This window comes from Enterobacter cloacae complex sp. IR5403 (assembly GCF_049238705.1).
Classification (GTDB): Bacteria; Pseudomonadota; Gammaproteobacteria; order Enterobacterales; family Enterobacteriaceae; genus Enterobacter; species Enterobacter hormaechei_C.
In genome coordinates, this window is sequence record NZ_JBMKHP010000013.1 from 1 (window position 1) to 18,393 (window position 18,393).

General features: G+C 55.8%; 19 protein-coding genes and 1 other annotated feature. Of the genes, 5 read left to right on the forward strand and 14 right to left on the reverse strand.

Annotated elements, in window-relative coordinates:
• The 3 genes from ACOTW6_RS16540 to tal form a co-directional block, all read right to left on the reverse strand.
• On the reverse strand, positions 1 to 1,113 hold a 1,113-nt coding region (locus tag ACOTW6_RS16540), incomplete at its 3' end, for an MFS transporter (protein WP_421766268.1).
• A 122-nt stretch (positions 1,114 to 1,235) separates the two neighbouring features.
• Positions 1,236 to 1,823: a molybdopterin adenylyltransferase gene (gene mog / locus ACOTW6_RS16545; protein WP_213789058.1), complete on the reverse strand. Its 588-nt coding sequence runs from the start codon at positions 1,821 to 1,823 to the stop codon at positions 1,236 to 1,238.
• 110 nt (positions 1,824 to 1,933) lie between these two features.
• Positions 1,934 to 2,887 carry a transaldolase gene (gene tal / locus ACOTW6_RS16550; protein ID WP_003856481.1) on the reverse strand — a complete coding sequence of 318 codons (954 nt, stop codon included), beginning with the start codon at positions 2,885 to 2,887 and terminating at the stop codon, positions 1,934 to 1,936.
• Positions 2,888 to 3,149: 262 nt separating this feature from the next.
• Between tal and ACOTW6_RS16555 the strand changes: the two genes are divergently transcribed.
• Both ACOTW6_RS16555 and yaaA read left to right on the forward strand, forming a co-directional pair.
• Positions 3,150 to 4,583: an alanine/glycine:cation symporter family protein gene (locus ACOTW6_RS16555; RefSeq protein WP_062932381.1), complete on the forward strand. Its 1,434-nt coding sequence runs from the start codon at positions 3,150 to 3,152 to the stop codon at positions 4,581 to 4,583.
• Positions 4,584 to 4,649: 66 nt separating this feature from the next.
• Positions 4,650 to 5,423: a peroxide stress protein YaaA gene (yaaA, locus tag ACOTW6_RS16560; protein ID WP_022650381.1), complete on the forward strand. Its 774-nt coding sequence runs from the start codon at positions 4,650 to 4,652 to the stop codon at positions 5,421 to 5,423.
• A gap of 31 nt (positions 5,424 to 5,454) precedes the next feature.
• On the opposite strand, the gene ACOTW6_RS16565 is transcribed toward yaaA, so the two are convergent.
• The 7 genes from ACOTW6_RS16565 to yjjY all read right to left on the reverse strand — a co-directional run bounded on the left by ACOTW6_RS16565 (position 5,455) and on the right by yjjY (position 12,259).
• A complete protein-coding gene (locus ACOTW6_RS16565; RefSeq protein WP_062932382.1) occupies positions 5,455 to 5,742 on the reverse strand; it encodes a DUF2502 domain-containing protein in 288 nt (95 codons plus the stop codon).
• A 246-nt stretch (positions 5,743 to 5,988) separates the two neighbouring features.
• Positions 5,989 to 7,275 carry a threonine synthase gene (gene thrC / locus ACOTW6_RS16570; protein ID WP_047727834.1) on the reverse strand — a complete coding sequence of 429 codons (1,287 nt, stop codon included), beginning with the start codon at positions 7,273 to 7,275 and terminating at the stop codon, positions 5,989 to 5,991.
• Positions 7,276 to 7,278: 3 nt separating this feature from the next.
• Positions 7,279 to 8,208, reverse strand: a complete 930-nt coding sequence (gene thrB, locus ACOTW6_RS16575; protein WP_022650380.1) for a homoserine kinase — start codon at positions 8,206 to 8,208, stop codon at positions 7,279 to 7,281.
• Between the two features lies 1 nt (position 8,209).
• Positions 8,210 to 10,672 (reverse strand): bifunctional aspartate kinase/homoserine dehydrogenase I, encoded by a 2,463-nt coding sequence (gene thrA / locus ACOTW6_RS16580; protein WP_062932383.1) that lies wholly within the window; start codon positions 10,670 to 10,672, stop codon positions 8,210 to 8,212.
• A 24-nt stretch (positions 10,673 to 10,696) separates the two neighbouring features.
• Positions 10,697 to 10,814, reverse strand: a sequence feature (Thr leader region).
• Positions 10,753 to 10,821, reverse strand: coding sequence for a thr operon leader peptide (thrL, locus tag ACOTW6_RS16585; RefSeq protein WP_015572623.1), 69 nt, complete (start codon positions 10,819 to 10,821; stop codon positions 10,753 to 10,755). (Overlaps the previous feature by 62 nt.)
• Positions 10,822 to 11,032: 211 nt before the next feature.
• Entirely contained in the window at positions 11,033 to 11,719 is a 687-nt protein-coding gene (locus ACOTW6_RS16590; protein WP_062932384.1) for a tRNA/rRNA methyltransferase, read from the reverse strand.
• A gap of 399 nt (positions 11,720 to 12,118) precedes the next feature.
• The gene (yjjY, locus tag ACOTW6_RS16595) at positions 12,119 to 12,259 is read right to left on the reverse strand and encodes a protein YjjY (protein WP_001541509.1); all 141 of its coding nucleotides are present in this window, start codon (positions 12,257 to 12,259) and stop codon (positions 12,119 to 12,121) included.
• 95 nt (positions 12,260 to 12,354) lie between these two features.
• On the opposite strand from yjjY, the gene arcA reads away from it, so the two are divergent.
• Entirely contained in the window at positions 12,355 to 13,071 is a 717-nt protein-coding gene (gene arcA, locus ACOTW6_RS16600) for a two-component system response regulator ArcA (RefSeq protein ID WP_003856501.1), read from the forward strand.
• Between the two features lie 48 nt (positions 13,072 to 13,119).
• Here the strand turns inward: arcA and creA are convergent, their stop codons facing one another.
• Positions 13,120 to 13,590 (reverse strand): protein CreA, encoded by a 471-nt coding sequence (creA, locus tag ACOTW6_RS16605; protein ID WP_003856503.1) that lies wholly within the window; start codon positions 13,588 to 13,590, stop codon positions 13,120 to 13,122.
• A gap of 215 nt (positions 13,591 to 13,805) precedes the next feature.
• On the opposite strand from creA, the gene robA reads away from it, so the two are divergent.
• A complete protein-coding gene (gene robA, locus ACOTW6_RS16610; protein ID WP_062932385.1) occupies positions 13,806 to 14,675 on the forward strand; it encodes an MDR efflux pump AcrAB transcriptional activator RobA in 870 nt (289 codons plus the stop codon).
• On the opposite strand, the gene gpmB is transcribed toward robA, so the two are convergent.
• The gene (gpmB, locus tag ACOTW6_RS16615; RefSeq protein WP_047052512.1) at positions 14,672 to 15,319 is read right to left on the reverse strand and encodes a 2,3-diphosphoglycerate-dependent phosphoglycerate mutase GpmB; all 648 of its coding nucleotides are present in this window, start codon (positions 15,317 to 15,319) and stop codon (positions 14,672 to 14,674) included. The genes robA and gpmB overlap by 4 nt on opposite strands.
• A 48-nt stretch (positions 15,320 to 15,367) precedes the next feature.
• Between gpmB and yjjX the strand changes: the two genes are divergently transcribed.
• Positions 15,368 to 15,883 (forward strand): inosine/xanthosine triphosphatase, encoded by a 516-nt coding sequence (gene yjjX / locus ACOTW6_RS16620; RefSeq protein ID WP_015572619.1) that lies wholly within the window; start codon positions 15,368 to 15,370, stop codon positions 15,881 to 15,883.
• A 27-nt stretch (positions 15,884 to 15,910) separates the two neighbouring features.
• Here yjjX and trpR read toward each other — a convergent pair whose 3' ends face one another.
• Positions 15,911 to 16,240, reverse strand: a complete 330-nt coding sequence (gene trpR, locus ACOTW6_RS16625; protein WP_003856511.1) for a trp operon repressor — start codon at positions 16,238 to 16,240, stop codon at positions 15,911 to 15,913.
• Between the two features lie 55 nt (positions 16,241 to 16,295).
• The gene (gene sltY, locus ACOTW6_RS16630) at positions 16,296 to 18,233 is read right to left on the reverse strand and encodes a murein transglycosylase (RefSeq protein WP_213789059.1); all 1,938 of its coding nucleotides are present in this window, start codon (positions 18,231 to 18,233) and stop codon (positions 16,296 to 16,298) included.
• Between the last annotated feature and the right edge of the window lie 160 nt (positions 18,234 to 18,393).

An 18,393-nucleotide genomic window follows, 5' to 3' on the forward strand; every position in this document is an offset into this window, starting at 1 on the left:
GAAAGAGATCCCAGTGAAGCGTACCTCCGGCGGGAAGGCGCGGACCATTACGTACGGTACGGCGCCAACGACGCCCACGCACAACCCGACGACACCGTACAGCAGGACCAGCTGTTCAGGATGGGTGCCCGCAAGATGATAAAATGCCCAGCTCGACGCGGCCAGAAGCAGACTGCCGACAATAAAGGTCGCGCTTGCGCCGAAACGATCCGCCGCCAGCCCGGCGGCCAGACAGCCAAAGCAGAGCATAATTGTCGCGATACTGTTCGCCTGTAACGTCACGGCAGGCGCAAAACCGTACTGTTTTTGCAGCCAGACCGGCGACATCAAAATGACCACCACGATACCCGCAGACAGCAGCCAGGTCAGAAGCATCGACACCACTACCGCTTTTTTATGCCGCACCACCACGGTTTTCACCGGCAGTTCTTGCGCCAGCGCCTTCCGCTGCTGCATTTCCAGAAATATTGGCGTCTCCTGCAACCAGCGTCGCAGGTACATTGCCACCAGCCCGAACGCCCCGCCCAGCAGGAACGGAATGCGCCAGCCCCAGTCGTGAACGGCCTGTTGCGTCATGCTGGTATTGATGATGGTTGCAACCACGGAGCCAAGCAGGATCCCGATCGTCAGCCCTGCGGTCAGCGTTCCGCACGCAATGCCGATGCGGCGCACCGGGACGTGCTCAGCGACAAACACCCAGGCGCCAGGCACTTCCCCGCCGATGGCCGCGCCCTGGAGAATACGCATCAGCAGCAGCAATAACGGGGCGATAATGCCCATCGACTCATAGGTAGGCAAAAGACCAATCGCCAGCGTCGGCACGGCCATCAGCAGGATGCTGAGGGTAAACATCTTCTTGCGCCCAACCAGATCGCCAAAATGCGCCATAACAATGCCGCCCAGCGGACGCGCCAGATACCCGGCAGCGAAAATGCCGAAGGTTTGCACCTGACGCAGCCATTCCGGTATATCCGCCGGGAAAAACAGCGCCCCCACAACGGCGGCGAAGAAGACAAAGATGATGAAGTCGTAAAACTCCAGCGCGCCGCCCAGGGCAGCGAGCGTGAGGGTTTTGTAGTCCTGTCGATTCAGAGGTCGGGTGTTATGTGACATAGCGAACCATTGTGCATGTGTTGTGGATTATTTTTTACAGCAATCGTAAAGAAAAAATTACTATATCGTAAATCCATTTACACGCTACTGCGGCTGGCGCTAATGTCACATTTTAATCATTTTCAGGAGATTGTTTCGCGGCGAGCGCTTTTAGGGCGAAATGCTGCTACCACGTTGCCGTCAGTTTCCACATACGGACCGTCAAGCAACTGTATACAATACGGTACACTTGCAAAAATACCGTTAACGATAACGCTGCCGTCTTCCGCTTTAAGCCCTTCGAGGGTCTCTTTGATCGACTTCGGCTGGCCCGGCAGATTCAGGATCAGCGCCTGTTTGCGGATCACCCCGACCTGACGGGAAAGGATGGCCGTCGGGACAAAGTGTAGACTGATCTGGCGCATCTGTTCACCGAAGCCCGGCATTTCACGATCGGCGATAGCCAGCGTCGCGTCCGGCGTCACATCGCGGCGCGCGGGGCCGGTGCCGCCCGTCGTCAGCACAAGGTGGCAGCTCATCTCATCCACCAGTTCACACAGGGTTTGCTCGATGATCGGCTGCTCGTCCGGGATCAGGCGAGTCTGGATCTCAAACGGGGTAGTGAGCGCGCTGCCCAGCCACGCTTCCAGAGCAGGGATGCCTTTATCCTGATAAACACCGCTGGAGGCGCGGTCAGAAATCGACACTAAGCCGATGCGTAAGGTATTCATATCCATTCCATTCAAAAAGTACTGATTAAAGGGAATGATACACGCAGAGAGAAAATTCAGACAGAGGCGGGGGAAAGACGCGTGACCGGGAACCCGGTCACGCAGAATGATTACAGCAGGTCGCCGATCATTTTTTCCAGTTTTTCCTGGTCGATAGCAAACTTACGGATACCGTCCGCCAGTTTATCTACCGCCATTGGATCCTGGTTGTGCTGCCACAGGAACTCGGACTCGGTGATGCGCTCAGGGCGTGCTTTCACTTCGCCGGTGTAGGACAGTTTACGCTCGATAGCACCTTCGCTTTCTGCCAGCTCTTTCAGCAGCGCAGGAGCGATGGTCAGGCGGTCACAGCCAGCCAGCTCGATGATTTCGCCGACGTTACGGAAGCTTGCGCCCATAACAACGGTCTCATAGCCGTGCTGTTTGTAGTATTCGTAGATTTCAGTCACAGAAATCACGCCTGGATCTTCAGACGCCGCGTACTCTTTCTTGTCGGTGTTGGCTTTGTACCAGTCCAGAATACGGCCCACGAACGGAGAAATCAGGTATACGCCAGCTTCGGCACATGCACGTGCCTGCGCGAAGGAGAACAGCAGAGTCAGGTTACAGTTGATGCCTTCTTTTTCCAGCTGCTCAGCGGCGCGGATGCCCTGCCAGGTAGAGGCCAGTTTGATCAGGATACGGTCGTTGCTGATGCCCGCATCGTTGTACAGCTTGATCAGGCGTTTTGCTTTGGCGATAGAGGCTTCGGTGTCGTAGGACAGGCGAGCATCAACTTCGGTTGAGATACGGCCAGGAACGAGCTTCAGGATTTCCAGACCGATGTTCACTGCCAGTTTGTCAGTGGCATCCACAACCTGCTGCGCGCGGTCATTGCTCTGTGCTTTTGCCCAGGTCACCGCCTCGTCGATCAGTTTGCGATACTCAGGGATCTGCGCGGCGTTAAGGATCAGAGAAGGGTTGGTTGTGGCATCCTGCGGCTGGTACAGCTTCATTGCCGCGATATCTCCGGTGTCAGCGACGACAGTGGTGAACTGACGAAGGGAGGTCAATTTATCCGTCATGATAGTGTTTCTCTTTTAACGTGCCCTGGATAATTCACACTACCGACAGCTTGCCAGCAGCGGAAAAATGACAGGTTTACTTGTTAGGGGGATGTAACCGGTCTGCCCTGATGATAACACGAGTGAGAGGCAGCGCAACCGCAGACAGTGCGCTTAGGCAGAGTATGATAAACTCAGAATATTAACAGGCTGCTAAGTAACAGCATGCACAATCAGTGGTAGCGCTTACATATTCACTTTGGCATCAACAAGAGGGACGTTAGTGCCTGATTTCTTTTTCTTTATTAACGAAGTCCTCTGGGGTTCGATCATGATATACCTGCTTTCTGGAGCAGGTATCTGGTTTACGTGGCGCAGCGGTCTGATTCAGTTTCGCTATATCCGCAAATTTGGCAGAAGTCTGAAAAACAGCGTCACCCCACAGCCGGGCGGCCTGACCTCGTTTCAGGCGCTCTGTACCAGCCTGGCCGCACGCGTCGGCAGCGGTAACCTGGCCGGTGTCGCGCTGGCGATCGGCGCGGGCGGTCCGGGCGCGGTATTCTGGATGTGGGTGACGGCGATTATCGGTATGGCCACCTCCTTTGCTGAATGCTCGCTTGCCCAGCTCTACAAAGAAAAAGACGGCAAAGGTCAGTTTCGCGGCGGTCCCGCCTGGTATATGGCTCGCGGGCTGGGAATGCGCTGGATGGGCGTCCTGTTCTCGATCTTTTTGCTGATTGCCTATGGCCTTATTTTCAATACCGTTCAGGCAAATTCCGTCGCGCACGCGCTGCGCTTTGCCTTCAATTGTCCGGAGTGGCTGACGGGCGGCGCGCTTGCCCTTCTCACCCTGCTGACCATTGTGACCGGGCTCAAAGGGGTTGCCCGCCTGATGCAGTGGCTGGTTCCGCTGATGGCGCTGCTGTGGGTGTCCACCAGCCTGATGGTCTGCGCGATACATATTGACGAGGTGCCGAACGTTATCGTCACCATTTTCCAGAGCGCGTTCGGCTGGCGCGAAGCGGCTTCCGGCGCGCTGGGTTACACCCTTAGCCAGGCACTCACTGCGGGTTTTCAGCGGGGTATGTTCTCCAACGAAGCGGGAATGGGCTCCACGCCGAATGCCGCCGCAGCCGCCGCATCATGGCCTCCGCATCCCGCCGCGCAGGGCATTGTACAGATGATTGGCGTCTTCACAGACACCATTGTTATCTGCTCCGCCAGCGCGATGATCATGTTGCTGGCCGGTGCCGCTGAACAACCGTCCGGTAGTACGGCAGGCATTCATTGGGTACAACAGGCGCTGGTCTCCCTCGTCGGCGGCTGGGGCGCGGGCCTTGTCGCACTTGTCGTGGGACTTTTTGCCTTTAGTTCCATTGCGGTGAACTATATCTATGCCGAAAACAACCTTATCTTCCTGAAAGTCGATTCGCGTCTGGCCCGCAACGTCCTTCGCGCGGGTGTGCTGGGAATGGTTTTCGTCGGCTCCCTGCTCAGCATGCCGTTGGTCTGGCAAATAGCGGACGTCATTATGGCGCTGATGGCCATCACGAACCTGACGGCGATTTTGCTTCTTTCACCGGTTGTGGCGCTAATTGCGCGCGATTATCTGCGTCAGCGCAAGCTTGGCGTACAGCCCGTCTTTGACGCCTCACGCTATCCCGAAATCGAGTCACAAATTGCCCCTGGCACCTGGGATGATTTGCCGCGGCAATAACAGCTATCGATCAATTCAGGGCGATTTTTTGTTAAAGTCGCTCTAAATTTCCTGCAAGGACTGGATATGCTGATTCTGATTTCACCTGCCAAAACGCTCGACTACCAGAGCCCGCTCGCCACTGAGCGTTATACCCAGCCGGAATTGCTGGATTACTCGCAACAGCTGATCCACGAGGCGCGTAAGCTTTCGGCTCCGCAAATCGCTTCGCTGATGAGCATCAGCGATAAACTCGCCGACCTGAACGCCACCCGTTTTCATGAGTGGCAGCCTGACTTCACGCCCGCTAACGCCCGCCAGGCGCTGTTGGCCTTTAAAGGTGACGTCTACACTGGCCTGCAAGCAGAAACGTTTAGCGAAGCCGATTTCGATTTTGCCCAGCAGCATCTGCGCATGTTATCCGGCCTGTACGGGGTGCTGCGCCCGCTGGATCTGATGCAGCCGTATCGGCTGGAGATGGGTATCCGCCTGGAAAACGCCAAAGGCAAAGATCTGTACCAGTTCTGGGGCGATGTCATTACCGACAAGCTTAACGCGGCGCTGCAAGCCCAGGGGGACAACGTGGTGATCAACCTGGCCTCCGATGAGTACTTCAAATCGGTGAAGCCGAAAAAGCTGGATGCGGACATTATCAAGCCGGTGTTCCTCGACGAGAAAAACGGCAAATTTAAAGTGATCAGCTTCTACGCCAAAAAAGCGCGCGGTCTGATGAGCCGCTTCATCATTCAAAACCGCCTGACGAAGCCAGAGCAGCTCACCGGCTTTAACAGTGAAGGGTATTTCTTCGACGAGGCATCGTCAGGAAAAAACGAGCTGGTGTTTAAGCGTCACGAGCAATAAAAGACAACCCCGCCAGCTGGCGGGGTTTGTGTTAATGGTGCTTCCGGTCCGGGCCCGGGCGGCGCTCGTCATGACGGTGATGATCGTCACGATCGCGATGTTCATCGTGCGGACGCCAGTGGTTATCGCGCCAGTCATAGTGTGCTTTCCACCAGTCATGGTCGCGCCAGCGGCCGCCATCCCAGTAGTGCCCGTTATTATCCCGATCGCCAATTTGCAGTTTTACCGCGGGCACGAGGGTGATCTCAGCTGCCTGCACCACCATGGGAGCGACCAGCATCAGTGAAAGCGCGATAAGTGCAGGTTTCAGGGTAGACATAGGTGACTCCTTATTCTTCTTGCCCAACGTGGGCCGATGTAAGGAGAGTACGTGATGGGAACGGGGGATGTTATTCTCTGCAATCCTAAACGCTAAGTGACCGCATTTATTGGGAATTTCTGCTTTTTTCCTGCTGTTTTTCTCCTTAATTTCTCCATAAAAAAGCCGGGTGGCGCAGCGCTTACCCGGCCTACATTCTGAGCCGTTGTAGGCCCGGTAAGGCGTAGCCGCCACCGGGCAACAAACTTACGCTCGGGTCATCATCAGCTTACGCAGCGCGGCAAAGTCTGCGGGCAGTTCATGAGACAGCAGCGGCAGGTCGGCGCGCTCTGCCAGCTCTTTTGGCAGCGGCAGCGTTTCCCCCAGGATCGCTTCCACGCTCTCTTTGAACTTGGCCGGATGGGCGGTGCCGAGGAACAGGCCATACTCACCCGGTTGAAGCTGATCGCGCAGGGCACGATAGGCGATCGCCGCGTGCGGCTCAGAGGTATAGCCCACCGCTTTCAGCTCGCGCATGGTGGCTTTCGTGGTTTCGTCCGTCACCGCTGCGTAACCCAGATCGCCCAGACGCCAGACCTTACGGCGGAACAGCTCTTCCACACGCGGCCAGTTGTTAGGTTGTGACACATCCATCGCATTGGAGAGCGTGGCCTGCGTCGCGTTTGGCGCCCACTTCCCGTCTTTCAGGAAGCGTGGCACGGTGTCGTTGGCGTTGGTGGCGGCGATAAAGCGCTTCACCGGCAGGCCGAGGGATTTCGCCAGCAGGCCTGCCGTCAGGTCGCCGAAGTTGCCGCTTGGCACGGAAACCACCAGCTGATTGCGCGCCTCCTGCGGCAGCTGCGCCACCGCTTCGAAGTAGTAGCAGATCTGCGCCAGCAGACGGCTGATGTTGATGGAGTTGGCAGAGTTCAGCCCCAGCGCCGCCTTCAGCTCTTCGTCATCGAAGGCCTGCTTCACCAGCGCCTGACAGGCATCGAAATCGCCGTCGATCGCCACGGTTTCAATGTTGCCCCCAAGGGTGCAGAACAATTTTTCCTGAAGCGGGCTAATTTTGCCTTTCGGATAGAGGATCACCACGCGGACGTTTTTCAGGCCGTAGAACGCATGGGCCACCGCCGCACCGGTATCGCCTGAAGTCGCGGTCAGAATGGTCACCGGTTTGTCGCCGCTGATGTGGGTCAGCATCTGCGCCATAAAGCGACCGCCGAAATCTTTGAACGCCAGCGTCGGGCCGTGGAACAGCTCCAGACAACCAACGTCAGGCTCCACCTGCTTCACCGGCGCCGGGAAAGCAAACGCCGCACGCACGCGCTCTTCGAGCAGCTCCTGCGGGATTTCGTCGCCGATAAACGCAGACAGAATTTTGGTGCTGCGGGTGACAAAGTCCTGCTTCAGCAGCTCATCGATGTCGGTCAGTTGAAATTCCGGCAGGTCGTGGGGGAAGAACAGCCCCTGATTTTTGCCCAGCCCCTGCGTTACCGCCTGCGCAAAGCTGACCTGCTCGTTATGATCTTTAAGGTTGTAGAGTTTCATTCGTTATCCCAGTACTCGTGCGCCAGCCGTGTCCAGACGGCAGATATGAACAAAGCCTTCCTGATTTTGCAGGTAGTGTTTAGAGAGCCAGTCCGCCACGCGCTGCGCGGTGTCTGGCTTGTCGCATAAGGCGAACAGCGTCGGGCCGGAGCCGGAGATGCCGCACGCCTGTGCGCCGATATCCATGGATGCCTGTCGCGCTTCGTTAAAGCCCGGCAGCAGCTTCGTGCGATACGGCTCGGCAATAACGTCTTTCATCAGCTTCGCCGCCAGCTGCGGCTGACGGGTGTAGCAGGCGTGAATAAAGCCCGCCAGATGACGGCCGTGGGCGATACAGTCCTGACGACGATACTGCGCCGGCAGGATCGCACGCGCTTCGGCGGTAGAAACTTTAATACCCGGATAGGCCAGCACCCACAGCCACTCATCAAACCCTGGCACCTGCTGGCTGATGATGCCATTTTCTTCGATCATCAGCTGCATGCCGCCGAGGAAGCACGGCGCAACGTTATCGTAATGAATGCTACCGGAGATGCGCCCTTCCAGCTCGCCCATCAGCGCCAGCAGACGGCTGTTGTTCAGCGGCTTGCCGCAGTGCTCATTCATCGCCACCAGCGCGGCGACCACCGAGCAGGCGCTCGAGCCCAGCCCCGAACCAATCGGCATGCTCTTTTCCAGCGTCATGGCGACCGGCACGTTTTTGCCGATCTCCTGACAGAAGCGTTCCCAGCACTGATAAACGATATTCTCGCGCGGTTCAGACGGCAGCTTACTGGCGAAACGGCCGATGTTATTCAGGCTGAAGCGCTCTGCCGCCTCAACCGTAACCGTATCGCCCAGCAGCGAACCGTCCACCGGCGTTACCGCCGCGCCCAGCACGTCAAATCCGACGCTCATATTGGCGCTGGAAGCCGGGGCATATACTTTAACCATCTTAAACTCCTAACTTCCATGACAGGGTACGCAGCAGATCGGCAAACACGCCTGCCGCCGTCACATCATTCCCTGCGCCATAGCCGCGAAGCACCAGCGGCAGTGGCTGATAATAATGGCTGTAGAACGCCAGGGCGTTCTCGCCGTTTTTCACCTTGTACAGCGGATCGTTGCCATCCACTTCGGCAATCTTCACCCGGCAGACGCCATCTTCTTCAATGTTGCCAACATAGCGCAATACCTTACCTTCATCACGGGCTTTCGCAACGCGTGCGGCAAAGGCGGCGTCAAGCTGCGGCAACCTGGCCATAAAGGCGCTGACGTCACCGCTGTCATCAAATTCTGCTGGCAGCACCGGCTCAATCACGATATCCGAAAGCTCCAGCTCGCGGCCGGTTTCGCGCACCAGGATCAGCAGCTTACGCGCCACGTCCATACCGGAGAGGTCGTCACGCGGATCCGGCTCGGTGTAGCCCAGCTCGCGCGCGGCGCGGGTGGCTTCCGACAAGCTCATCCCTTCGTCCAGCTTGCCGAAGATAAACGACAGGGAGCCGGAGAGGATGCCGGAGAAACGCTGTAGTTCGTCGCCCGCGTTCAGCAGGTTTTGCAGGTTCTCGATGACCGGCAGGCCCGCGCCCACGTTGGTGTCATACAGAAACTTACGGCGCGACTTACTCGCCGCCAGCCGCAGCTGGTGATAGTAATCCATCGACGAGGTGTTGGCCTTTTTGTTCGGCGTCACCACGTGGAACCCTTCGCGCAGGAAATCCGCGTACTGATCGGCCACCGCCTGGCTGGAGGTACAGTCAACGATCACCGGGTTAAGCAGGTGATATTCTTTCACCAGGCGGATCAGGCGGCCCAGGTTAAATGGCTCTTTCGCCTCTTCCAGCTCCGCCTGCCAGTTTTCCAGATTCAGACCGTGGACGTTAGTCAGCAACGCTTTCGAGTTCGCAATGCCGCAGACGCGCAGATCGATATGTTTCTTCTTAAGCCACTCCTGCTGGCGCTTTACCTGCTCCAGCAGCGCGCCACCGACGCCGCCGACGCCCACCAGGAACAGCTCAATCACCTGGTCGGTGTTGAACAGCATCTGATGCACCACGCGCACGCCGGTAGTGGCGTCATCGTTATCCACAACAACGGAAATGGAACGCTCGGATGAGCCCTGGGCAATCGCCACGATATTGATATTAGCCCGAGCCAGCGCGGCAAAGAATTTGGCGGAGATACCGCGCAGGGTGCGCATTCCATCGCCGACCACAGAGATAATCGCCAGACGCTCCTGAATCGAGAGCGGCTCCAGCAGCTCTTCTTTCAGCTCCAGGTAGAACTCTTCTTCCAGCGCGCGACGGGCGCGCAGGCAATCGCCCTGCGGGACGCAGAAGCTGATGCTGTATTCGGAAGAAGACTGCGTGATCAGCACCACGGAGATCCCGTTGCGGGACATAGCGGCAAAAACGCGTGCCGCCATGCCGACCATCCCCTTCATCCCCGGGCCGGAGACGCTGAACATCGCCATATTGTTGAGGTTAGAAATGCCTTTCACCGGCAGGTCATCTTCATCCGCGCTGGCGCCAATCAGCGTGCCCGGCGCCTGGGGGTTACCGGTGTTTTTAATCAGGCAAGGGATCTGGAACTGGGCAATCGGGGAGATGGTACGCGGGTGAAGAACTTTAGCGCCGAAGTAGGAGAGCTCCATCGCTTCCTGGTACGACATCGACTTCAGCAGCCTGGCGTCCGGTACCTGGCGCGGATCGCAGGTATAAACGCCGTCGACGTCAGTCCAGATCTCACAACAGTCTGCGCGTAAACAGGCCGCCAGCACGGCAGCGGAGTAGTCAGAGCCGTTACGCCCCAGCACCACCAGTTCACCCTTCTCGTTCCCGGCGGTGAAGCCTGCCATCAGGATCATATGGTCAGACGGGATTTTGCTCGCCGCAATACGGCGTGTCGACTCGGCAATGTCGACGGTGGATTCAAGGTAGTGGCCCACAGCCAGCAGTTTTTCAACCGGATCGATGACCGTCACGTGGTGACCGCGCGCTTCCAGCACGCCTGCCATGATGGCGATAGAGAGTTTTTCACCCCGGCAAATCAGCGCCGCGTTGATGCTGTCCGGGCATTGGCCAAGCAGGCTGATACCGTGAAGAACGTGTTTAATCTGGGCAAATTCGAGTTCAACGGTGCTTTTCAGCTGCGCCAGCGGGAAACCAGGCTGGGCGTCGGCCAGCCCCTGAAGCAGATCGGCGAAGATACGCTCGGCGTCGCTGATGTTCGGCAGTGCATCCTGACCACCGATGGTTTTTTCAATCATCGCCACCAGGTGGTTCGTGATTTTGGCCGGGGCAGAGAGCACGGTGGCAACCTGCCCCTGCCTGGCGTTGCTTTCCAGGATATCGGCAACACGCAGAAAACGTTCTGCATTTGCCACTGACGTACCGCCGAACTTCAACACTCGCATGGTTCTACCTCATTTCCTTTAGCCGAAAAAAAAGCCCGCACTGTTCAGGTGCGGGCTTTTTTCTGTTTTTCCTGTACGCGTCAGCCCGCATCGTTACCTGTGGTAATGATGATGGTTGTAGTAATGGTGGTGATGCTGATGCGTTTCATGGATGTTGTGTACTCTGTCATTATTATCTGTCTGTGCTCTATTCTTTTAGGGTTAAAGGATCGAGCCCCTTAAGTCAATGAATTTTTAATTTGATCACAATTCGGGACATTCTCACGTCCCGCTGCGGGCAGATTTATTTTCATCGGAATACCCCAGATGCAACCCCAGACATCAGCAGGATCGGCCATAATAAAAACCTATGACACTATTTTACTCGGCTAATTTTTTTTCAATATCATGAAGCAATCGGTGCAGCATTGCCGTGTCGCGCTGTTCAAGACGCCCCAGGCGCTGCTGTAACCAGTCCACCATTTTTTGATCGTCAGCGACGCCCAACTGCTCAAGAAGCTTATCTGCACGAACACGCAGTGCCGCCAGCTGGTTTTCATCCGAAACTGTCGCCGGTGGCTGAGAAATTTGTATTAAGGATGCTAATTGATAGCAATAGACCATCACCGCCTGCCCCAGATTGAGTGACGGATAATCCGCCACCATTGGCGCGCCCGTCAGCACGTCAGCCAGCGCCAGCTCTTCGTTAGTCAGCCCGGAATCTTCTCGCCCAAACACCAGCGCGGCTTTCTCCAGCCACTGGCTTTTTTCTTCCAGCATCGGCACCAGTTCAGCAGGCGTGGCGTAATAGTGAAACTTCGCCCGGCTGCGCGCGGTCGTCGCGACGGTAAACGAAATATCGTGTAGTGCGTCGGCGAGCGTAGCGTAAGTGGTTATATTATCAAGAATATCACCCGAACCGTGCGCCACCCAGCGCGCAGCAGGCTCCAGATGTGCGGTGCTGTCCACAATACGCAAATCGGTAAAACCCATAGTCTTCATGGCACGCGCCGCAGCGCCAATATTTTCAGCTCTTGCTGGCGCCACCAGCACAATCGACAGATGCATTTACGTTCTCTTTTTAATCAGTTAGCAGGTAAAAATGTGATTCAGTTCAACATATTACGCAGCACGAATTTACAATTTTGCAACACAAATCACCGAAATAGCGTTTCACAACAATTAAAAAAAGCTAAACTATTTTGTGACTGAACAATCAGTTAGAATGTTAACAGAAGTCCATTATCCTTATGTTTTGTAATGATAATGACCATATGAATACTCTTTTCGGATTGGATTCGTACCGTTTATCAATCAATGTCCGCAACTAGTTGGTTTATTGAAAAATTGTGACAAAGGCTAGCATTCAGCTACGATGATTTCATCAAACTGTTAACGTGCTACAATTGAACTTGATATATGTCAACGAAGCGTAGTTTTATTGGGTGTCCGGTGTCACTTAGCCTGTTATGTTGCTGTTAAAATGGTTAGGATGACAGCCGTTTTTGACACTGTCGGGTCCAAAGGGAAAGTACCCACGACCAAGCTAATGATGTTGTTGACGTTGATGGAAAGTGCATCAAGAACGCAATTACGTACTTTAGTCACGTTAGGCCGATCATGTTAATTTGCGACATGCATCAGGCAGGTCAGGGACTTTTGTACTTCCTGTTTCGATTTAGTTGGCAATTTAGGTAGCAAACATGCAGACCCCGCACATTCTTATCGTTGAAGACGAGTTGGTAACACGCAACACGTTAAAGAGCATTTTCGAAGCAGAAGGCTACGATGTCTTTGAAGCGACCGATGGCGCAGAGATGCATCAGATCCTTTCTGAAAATGATATCAACCTGGTGATTATGGATATCAACCTGCCGGGCAAAAACGGGCTTCTTCTGGCGCGCGAACTGCGTGAACAGGCGAACGTCGCGTTGATGTTCCTGACAGGCCGTGACAACGAGGTTGATAAAATTCTTGGTCTGGAAATCGGCGCGGATGACTACATCACCAAGCCGTTCAACCCTCGCGAGTTAACCATTCGTGCACGCAACCTGCTGTCCCGCACCATGAATCTGGGTACGGTCAGTGAAGAGCGTCGTAGCGTCGACAGCTACAAATTCAACGGCTGGGAACTTGATATCAATAGCCGTTCGCTGATTAGCCCGAACGGTGAGCAGTACAAACTGCCGCGCAGTGAATTCCGCGCGATGCTGCACTTCTGCGAGAACCCGGGCAAGATTCAGTCTCGTGCAGAACTGCTGAAGAAAATGACCGGTCGTGAGCTGAAGCCACACGATCGTACCGTTGACGTAACCATCCGTCGTATTCGTAAACATTTCGAATCTACGCCTGATACGCCGGAAATCATCGCCACGATCCATGGTGAAGGCTATCGTTTCTGCGGTGACCTCCAGGAGTAATTCTCCCGTCACGCAGTAAAAAACGGCGCTTTTGCGCCGTTTTTTTTATCAATGCCACGGCATAATCGGCACCGCGCTAATCGCGTTTTTCGGTGAGCCTTCCACGACTTTGTCCGAGTAGGCCAGATAAGCCAGGGTGTTACGCTTCGCGTCATAAAAACGGACCACCTGTAGCTTTTTGAACACCAGCGAGGTCCGTTTCTGGAATACGACATCGCCCTGCGCTTTGCCGTTTTTGATTTTGTCACTCAATTCCACCGGACCAACCTGCTGGCAGGAGATGGCCGCGTCAGACGTGTCTTCAGCCAGCCCCAGGCCGCCTTTAATCCCGCCGGTCTTCGCCCGGCTGACATAGCAGGTGACGTTTTTAACGTCCGGATCGTCAAAGGCTTCCACCACAATTTTGTGGTCCGGCCCAAACATTTTAAACACGGTATCCACGGAACCAATTTGCTCCGCCTGCGCCACGCGCCCTGCCATCAGCGCCAGTGCTGCAAAGACTAAAACCTTGTATTTCATATTGTTACCATTCATAAAAAATTACGCTGAGCGATTATTCAACAGGTTAGATAAAAATGTAGCAAGATCACAGGATTAGAATATATCCGCACATAAATCACCACAAAAAGCATTTATGCGCAAAAAAAACACTGAATGCTAAAACGTCAGAAAATGCTATTATCCGCTAACCTGTAAACAGGCACCTGCGGCAGTTTTAAGGATGAGGATAGTATATGGATCAGGCTGGAATTATTCGCGACCTGCTCACCTGGCTGGAAGGTCATCTCGACCAGCCTTTGTCACTGGATAATGTGGCGGCAAAAGCAGGCTATTCCAAGTGGCATCTGCAAAGGATGTTCAAGGATGTCACCGGTCATGCTATCGGTGCCTATATTCGCGCTCGTCGTTTATCAAAGTCTGCTGTTGCGTTGCGCCTGACCGCGCGACCAATCCTGGATATTGCCCTGCAATATCGTTTCGATTCGCAGCAAACCTTCACCCGCGCCTTTAAAAAACAGTTCTCGTTAACGCCAGCGCTTTATCGCCGCTCGCCGGACTGGAGCTCCTTTGGTATGCGTCCGCCGCTGCGTCTGGGCGAGTTCGCGATGCCAAAATATGAAATCATCTCCCTGCCGGAAACGCACCTGGTCGGCACCACGCAGAGCTACTCCTGCTCCCTGGAGCAGATCTCCGAGTTCCGCCATCAGATGCGCGTTCAGTTCTGGCGCGAATTTTTAAGCCACGCTCCGGCGATCCCGCCGATTCTGTATGGTTTGAACGAAACGCATCCAAGCCAGGAAAAAGATGACGAGCAGGAGGTGTTCTATACCACGGCGCTGACGCCTGACATGGCGAACGGTTACATTCATGGCTCGAAGCCTGTCGTGCTGGAAGGCGGCGAGTATGTGATGTTCTCATACGAAGGTTTAGGAACGGGCGTTCAGGAGTTCATCCTGACCGTTTACGGGACCTGCATGCCGATGCTGAATCTGAATCGCCGTAAAGGTCAGGACATTGAGCGCTACTATCCGGCGCAAGATGCTAAACCGGAAGAAGGCCCTATCAATCTGCGTATGGAATTCCTGATTCCGGTACGTCGTTAACGCTGCAATTCGTCCAGTGCAGGGGCATCAAGATGCGAAATGTCCCCTGCCATCTCAACCACCCACCCCGATGCCAGCCAGGCACTTTCCTGATAGTCGATACGGGAAATGGAGCAGTTGCGCAGACGCAAACGACGCTCGGCGTAAGCCGGCAGTCCCAGAATGGTGCTTACCAGACAACCCAGCGCGATACCGTGGCTCACCAGCAGCGGTCGGCTACCTGCCGGGAGTTTCAGGCACTCGGCCAGCGCGGCATGCATGCGCACGCTCAGCTCCTGCATGGATTCCCCCTCAGGGATGCGACCATCTTCAGTGCCGTTCACCAGCGTGCGACGCCAGCCTTCTTCGGTTTCCGTCAGCGTATCGATAGGACGTTTTTCCAGCACCCCCATATCCAGCTCGCGCAGGCGCGGTTCGAGGATCACGTCGCAGCCACAGGCATCGGCGATGATGCGTGCCGTCTGCTGCGTGCGGCCTAAATCACTGGAGATGACGTGAGTGATACCCAGCGTTCTGGCGCGCTCTGCCACCTGCCACGCTTGCTGCACACCTTTGTCGGTGAGAGGACTGTCTGACTGGCCTTGAATACGTCGCTCGGCGTTCCACTGCGTTTCACCGTGGCGAACAAGGTATACCTGTAACATGCTTTTTTTCCGTTATACTGCGATGATTTTTTTAAATCGAGCTTAATTATGCACCATGTTGTCTCTGCTACCACCAATCCTGCCAAAATTCAGGCAATTCTAAGGGCATTTGAAGAGATCTTCGGCGAAGGATCCTGCCATATTGACGCCGTCGGCGTCGAGAGCGGTGTGCCGGAACAGCCGTTTGGCAGCGAGGAAACACGCGCTGGCGCACGAAATCGCGTGGCGAATGCGAAAGCCGCCGCGCCAGACGCTGACTTCTGGGTCGCGATTGAAGCAGGTATCGACGAAGGGGCGACCTTCAGCTGGGTTGTCATTGAAAGCCGTGAGCAGCGCGGCGAAGCGCGTTCAGCCACGCTGCCGCTACCGGAAGTCATACTGGAGAAAGTCCGCGCGGGTGAGGCGCTGGGGCCGGTAATGTCGCACTACACCGGCATTGATGAAATTGGTCGTAAAGAGGGGGCGATTGGCGTCTTTACGGGTGGCAAGCTTACGCGTTCAGGCGTTTACCACCAGGCCGTTATTCTGGCGTTAAGTCCTTTTCATAACGCGATTTATCGTTAAGTTTGTAGGCCGGATAAGCCGAAGCCGTCATCCGGCGTTTTTCAGCAATACCGCTTCCAGCCACTGACGCAGTTCAACCGGCGCCGACTTCAGGCTGTTTGAACCCCGGGTGATGGTCGCGATACCCGCGCCCAGCTCGTTTTTCAGCTCGCGCTGGCTCATTTCGCCGCGCAGCAGTTCCTCAATAATGCGTACCCGCGTGCCCAGCGCTTCACGTTCGTCTGGCGTCAGCATCAGCTGTAGCAACGGTAAATGCAGATCTTTGTCATAAGACTGGCGGAGCAACTCCACAAAACGAAGCCACTCCTGATGACGCTGTTCGGCCATGGCCGAGGAATACGGGGAATGCTGGGTCATGTTATGCTGCCTCTTGTACTCATTAGCGAGTACAGCATAACACAACCCGCGCCGATCAGTAACGTCTCTGCCACTCGGCATCGCTCATCAGGGTATCTTTCTGCCCCATGAAGTAGCGATAGTAGGCGTCATACGCCAGCACGTTCTTCACATAGCCGCGCGTTTCCGAGAATGGAATGCTCTCGACAAACGCCACGGCGTCGATGCGCCCTGCGCTGTTGCCAAGCCATGTCCGCACGCGGCCAGGCCCGGCGTTGTACGCCGCTGACGCGAAGATACGGTTATTACCGAACTGCTGATAGACGTACTGCAAGTAGCTGGTACCGATGTTGATGTTGGTCTCCGGATCCAGCAGCTGGGACGGGCTACTGTAGCCTGGAATATTAAACATCTTCACCGTGTGCGTCGCGGTGCCCGGCATAATCTGCATCAGGCCGCTGGCACCCACCGGAGAACGCACTTTCGGGTTCCAGGCGCTCTCCTGACGGGCGATCGCCATCGCGTAGCTTTGCGGAATATCTTTGCCGCTGGTGTAGCGATCGAACAGATCCTTGTAAGCCAGCGGGAAACGCTCTTCGAGATGATCCCACAGCTTGCCGGCGATCGTCGCCTGCACGCTCAGATCCCACCAGCGATTATCAAACGCATAGCGGGCAAGCTGCGCTTTCTCATCGGTGGTACGGCTGGTAACCAGATTCGCCCACTCGCTGCGCGCGATATTATCCAGATTCCAGTACATCAGCTCGCGCACGCGCGCCATTTCCGGCCCCTGCGTCAGCGCCGGGTTCGCGTTGGCTGGCGCTTTGTCGATCTTCAGGGTGTACTCCTCGCCCAGACGCTGCGCTGCCGCCATCGGGTAGAATCCGCGCTGCTGCATCAGGGAGTGGAGGATCTCTTTGGCTTCATCGTCACGCCCACGCTCCAGCAGCAGGTCCGCCTGCCAGTAACGCCATTCATCTTTCTCTTTGGCATCCATCGGCAGACGCGCCAGCCAGGTATTGAGGCCACGACGATCGCCTGTTCCCAGCGCCATGCGCACGCGACGCTCCACCAGCGAGACAGAGTTTGAACGCATCACCGCATCGTCACGCCAGCGCGCCTGTTCGTCGGTGACATCTGTTCCCATCAGTCGCCACGCCACGATATCGCGCAGCTCCTGGGTTTGATCGTCATTAAGCTGCTGGGCCTGCACCAGTTGCGGGATCATCAGCCGGGCGTTTTCCACATCATCACGCGCCACGCTGGCAAAGGCCACCGCCGCCATCTGGCGGGTAAAATCGGTCGCGCCGGTGGAACGCGCAAACGTCAGCACGGTATTAGGATCGTTTGCCAGACTGATAACGGCCGAGGCAATGGTCTGATAATCCGCGGGCATCTGGCCCGCCAGCACGGAGACCAGCCGGGTGTTTCCGGCCTTCATCGCCAGGCGAATACGTTCCAGGTAAGAGAGCGGATCCTGCTTGCCCGAGGCGCGCCAGGCGCTGAACAGCGGGTCACAGGCGTTTGGCTGGCTTTTGCCCGTCAACCACAGCTCTTTCGCACCGGCCCAGGCTTCCTCCTGCTGACCGGTCGCCCATTTCGCATAATAGTAATTACACTGCGCTTCCGTCGCGCCCGGTTTATCCGGGCTGAAAGCCAGCAGGCCGCGCCAGTCTTCGCGACGGGCCAGCTCGTTCACAAACCGGGACTTCAGGGTGCGCGCAGGCGGTAGGGTCGGGTTCGCCTGAATGAAGTTATTCACGGTGACGGTCGGTTGATTCATGAGATCGTCCGTGATCTGGCGATACTCAAGATACGGATACAGCGGATAATCCTTCAGCGTCGGCATCAGCGCCTGAACGGTATCCATCTGCTTGTTGTCCCATGCCTGTTTAATCTGGGCATAGCGGTTACGTTGTTCATCCAGTGAATCGGCATGCACCGCCTGGCTTACCGCCATTACGCATACGCTGGCAGCCAGCAGACGCCAGACCACCCGTTTGGCTTTTTCCACAAGCTCTTCCTCATTGTTTTTCGTCAGTTGCAGCGTCTTGCCACGTCAAAGTTACATCAACTTATGCTAACCAGGCATCCCACAACGCGCCACGTCATGGACACTTTTTTACCTTTCTTGCGCGTTTTAACACTCCCGACGTTCCTGGCTGGGATTAGGG

Excerpts from the sequence above, each read along its gene's own strand:
- mog (WP_213789058.1), bottom strand. The coding sequence starts at position 1,823 with ATGAATACCTTACGCATCGGCTTAGTGTCGATTTCTGACCGCGCCTCC.
- tal (WP_003856481.1), bottom strand. The coding sequence starts at position 2,887 with ATGACGGATAAATTGACCTCCCTTCGTCAGTTCACCACTGTCGTCGCT.
- yaaA (WP_022650381.1), top strand. The coding sequence starts at position 4,650 with ATGCTGATTCTGATTTCACCTGCCAAAACGCTCGACTACCAGAGCCCG.
- ACOTW6_RS16565 (WP_062932382.1), bottom strand. The coding sequence starts at position 5,742 with ATGTCTACCCTGAAACCTGCACTTATCGCGCTTTCACTGATGCTGGTC.
- thrC (WP_047727834.1), bottom strand. The coding sequence starts at position 7,275 with ATGAAACTCTACAACCTTAAAGATCATAACGAGCAGGTCAGCTTTGCG.
- thrB (WP_022650380.1), bottom strand. The coding sequence starts at position 8,208 with ATGGTTAAAGTATATGCCCCGGCTTCCAGCGCCAATATGAGCGTCGGA.
- thrA (WP_062932383.1), bottom strand. The coding sequence starts at position 10,672 with ATGCGAGTGTTGAAGTTCGGCGGTACGTCAGTGGCAAATGCAGAACGT.
- ACOTW6_RS16590 (WP_062932384.1), bottom strand. The coding sequence starts at position 11,719 with ATGCATCTGTCGATTGTGCTGGTGGCGCCAGCAAGAGCTGAAAATATT.
- arcA (WP_003856501.1), top strand. The coding sequence starts at position 12,355 with ATGCAGACCCCGCACATTCTTATCGTTGAAGACGAGTTGGTAACACGC.
- creA (WP_003856503.1), bottom strand. The coding sequence starts at position 13,590 with ATGAAATACAAGGTTTTAGTCTTTGCAGCACTGGCGCTGATGGCAGGG.
- robA (WP_062932385.1), top strand. The coding sequence starts at position 13,806 with ATGGATCAGGCTGGAATTATTCGCGACCTGCTCACCTGGCTGGAAGGT.
- gpmB (WP_047052512.1), bottom strand. The coding sequence starts at position 15,319 with ATGTTACAGGTATACCTTGTTCGCCACGGTGAAACGCAGTGGAACGCC.
- yjjX (WP_015572619.1), top strand. The coding sequence starts at position 15,368 with ATGCACCATGTTGTCTCTGCTACCACCAATCCTGCCAAAATTCAGGCA.
- trpR (WP_003856511.1), bottom strand. The coding sequence starts at position 16,240 with ATGACCCAGCATTCCCCGTATTCCTCGGCCATGGCCGAACAGCGTCAT.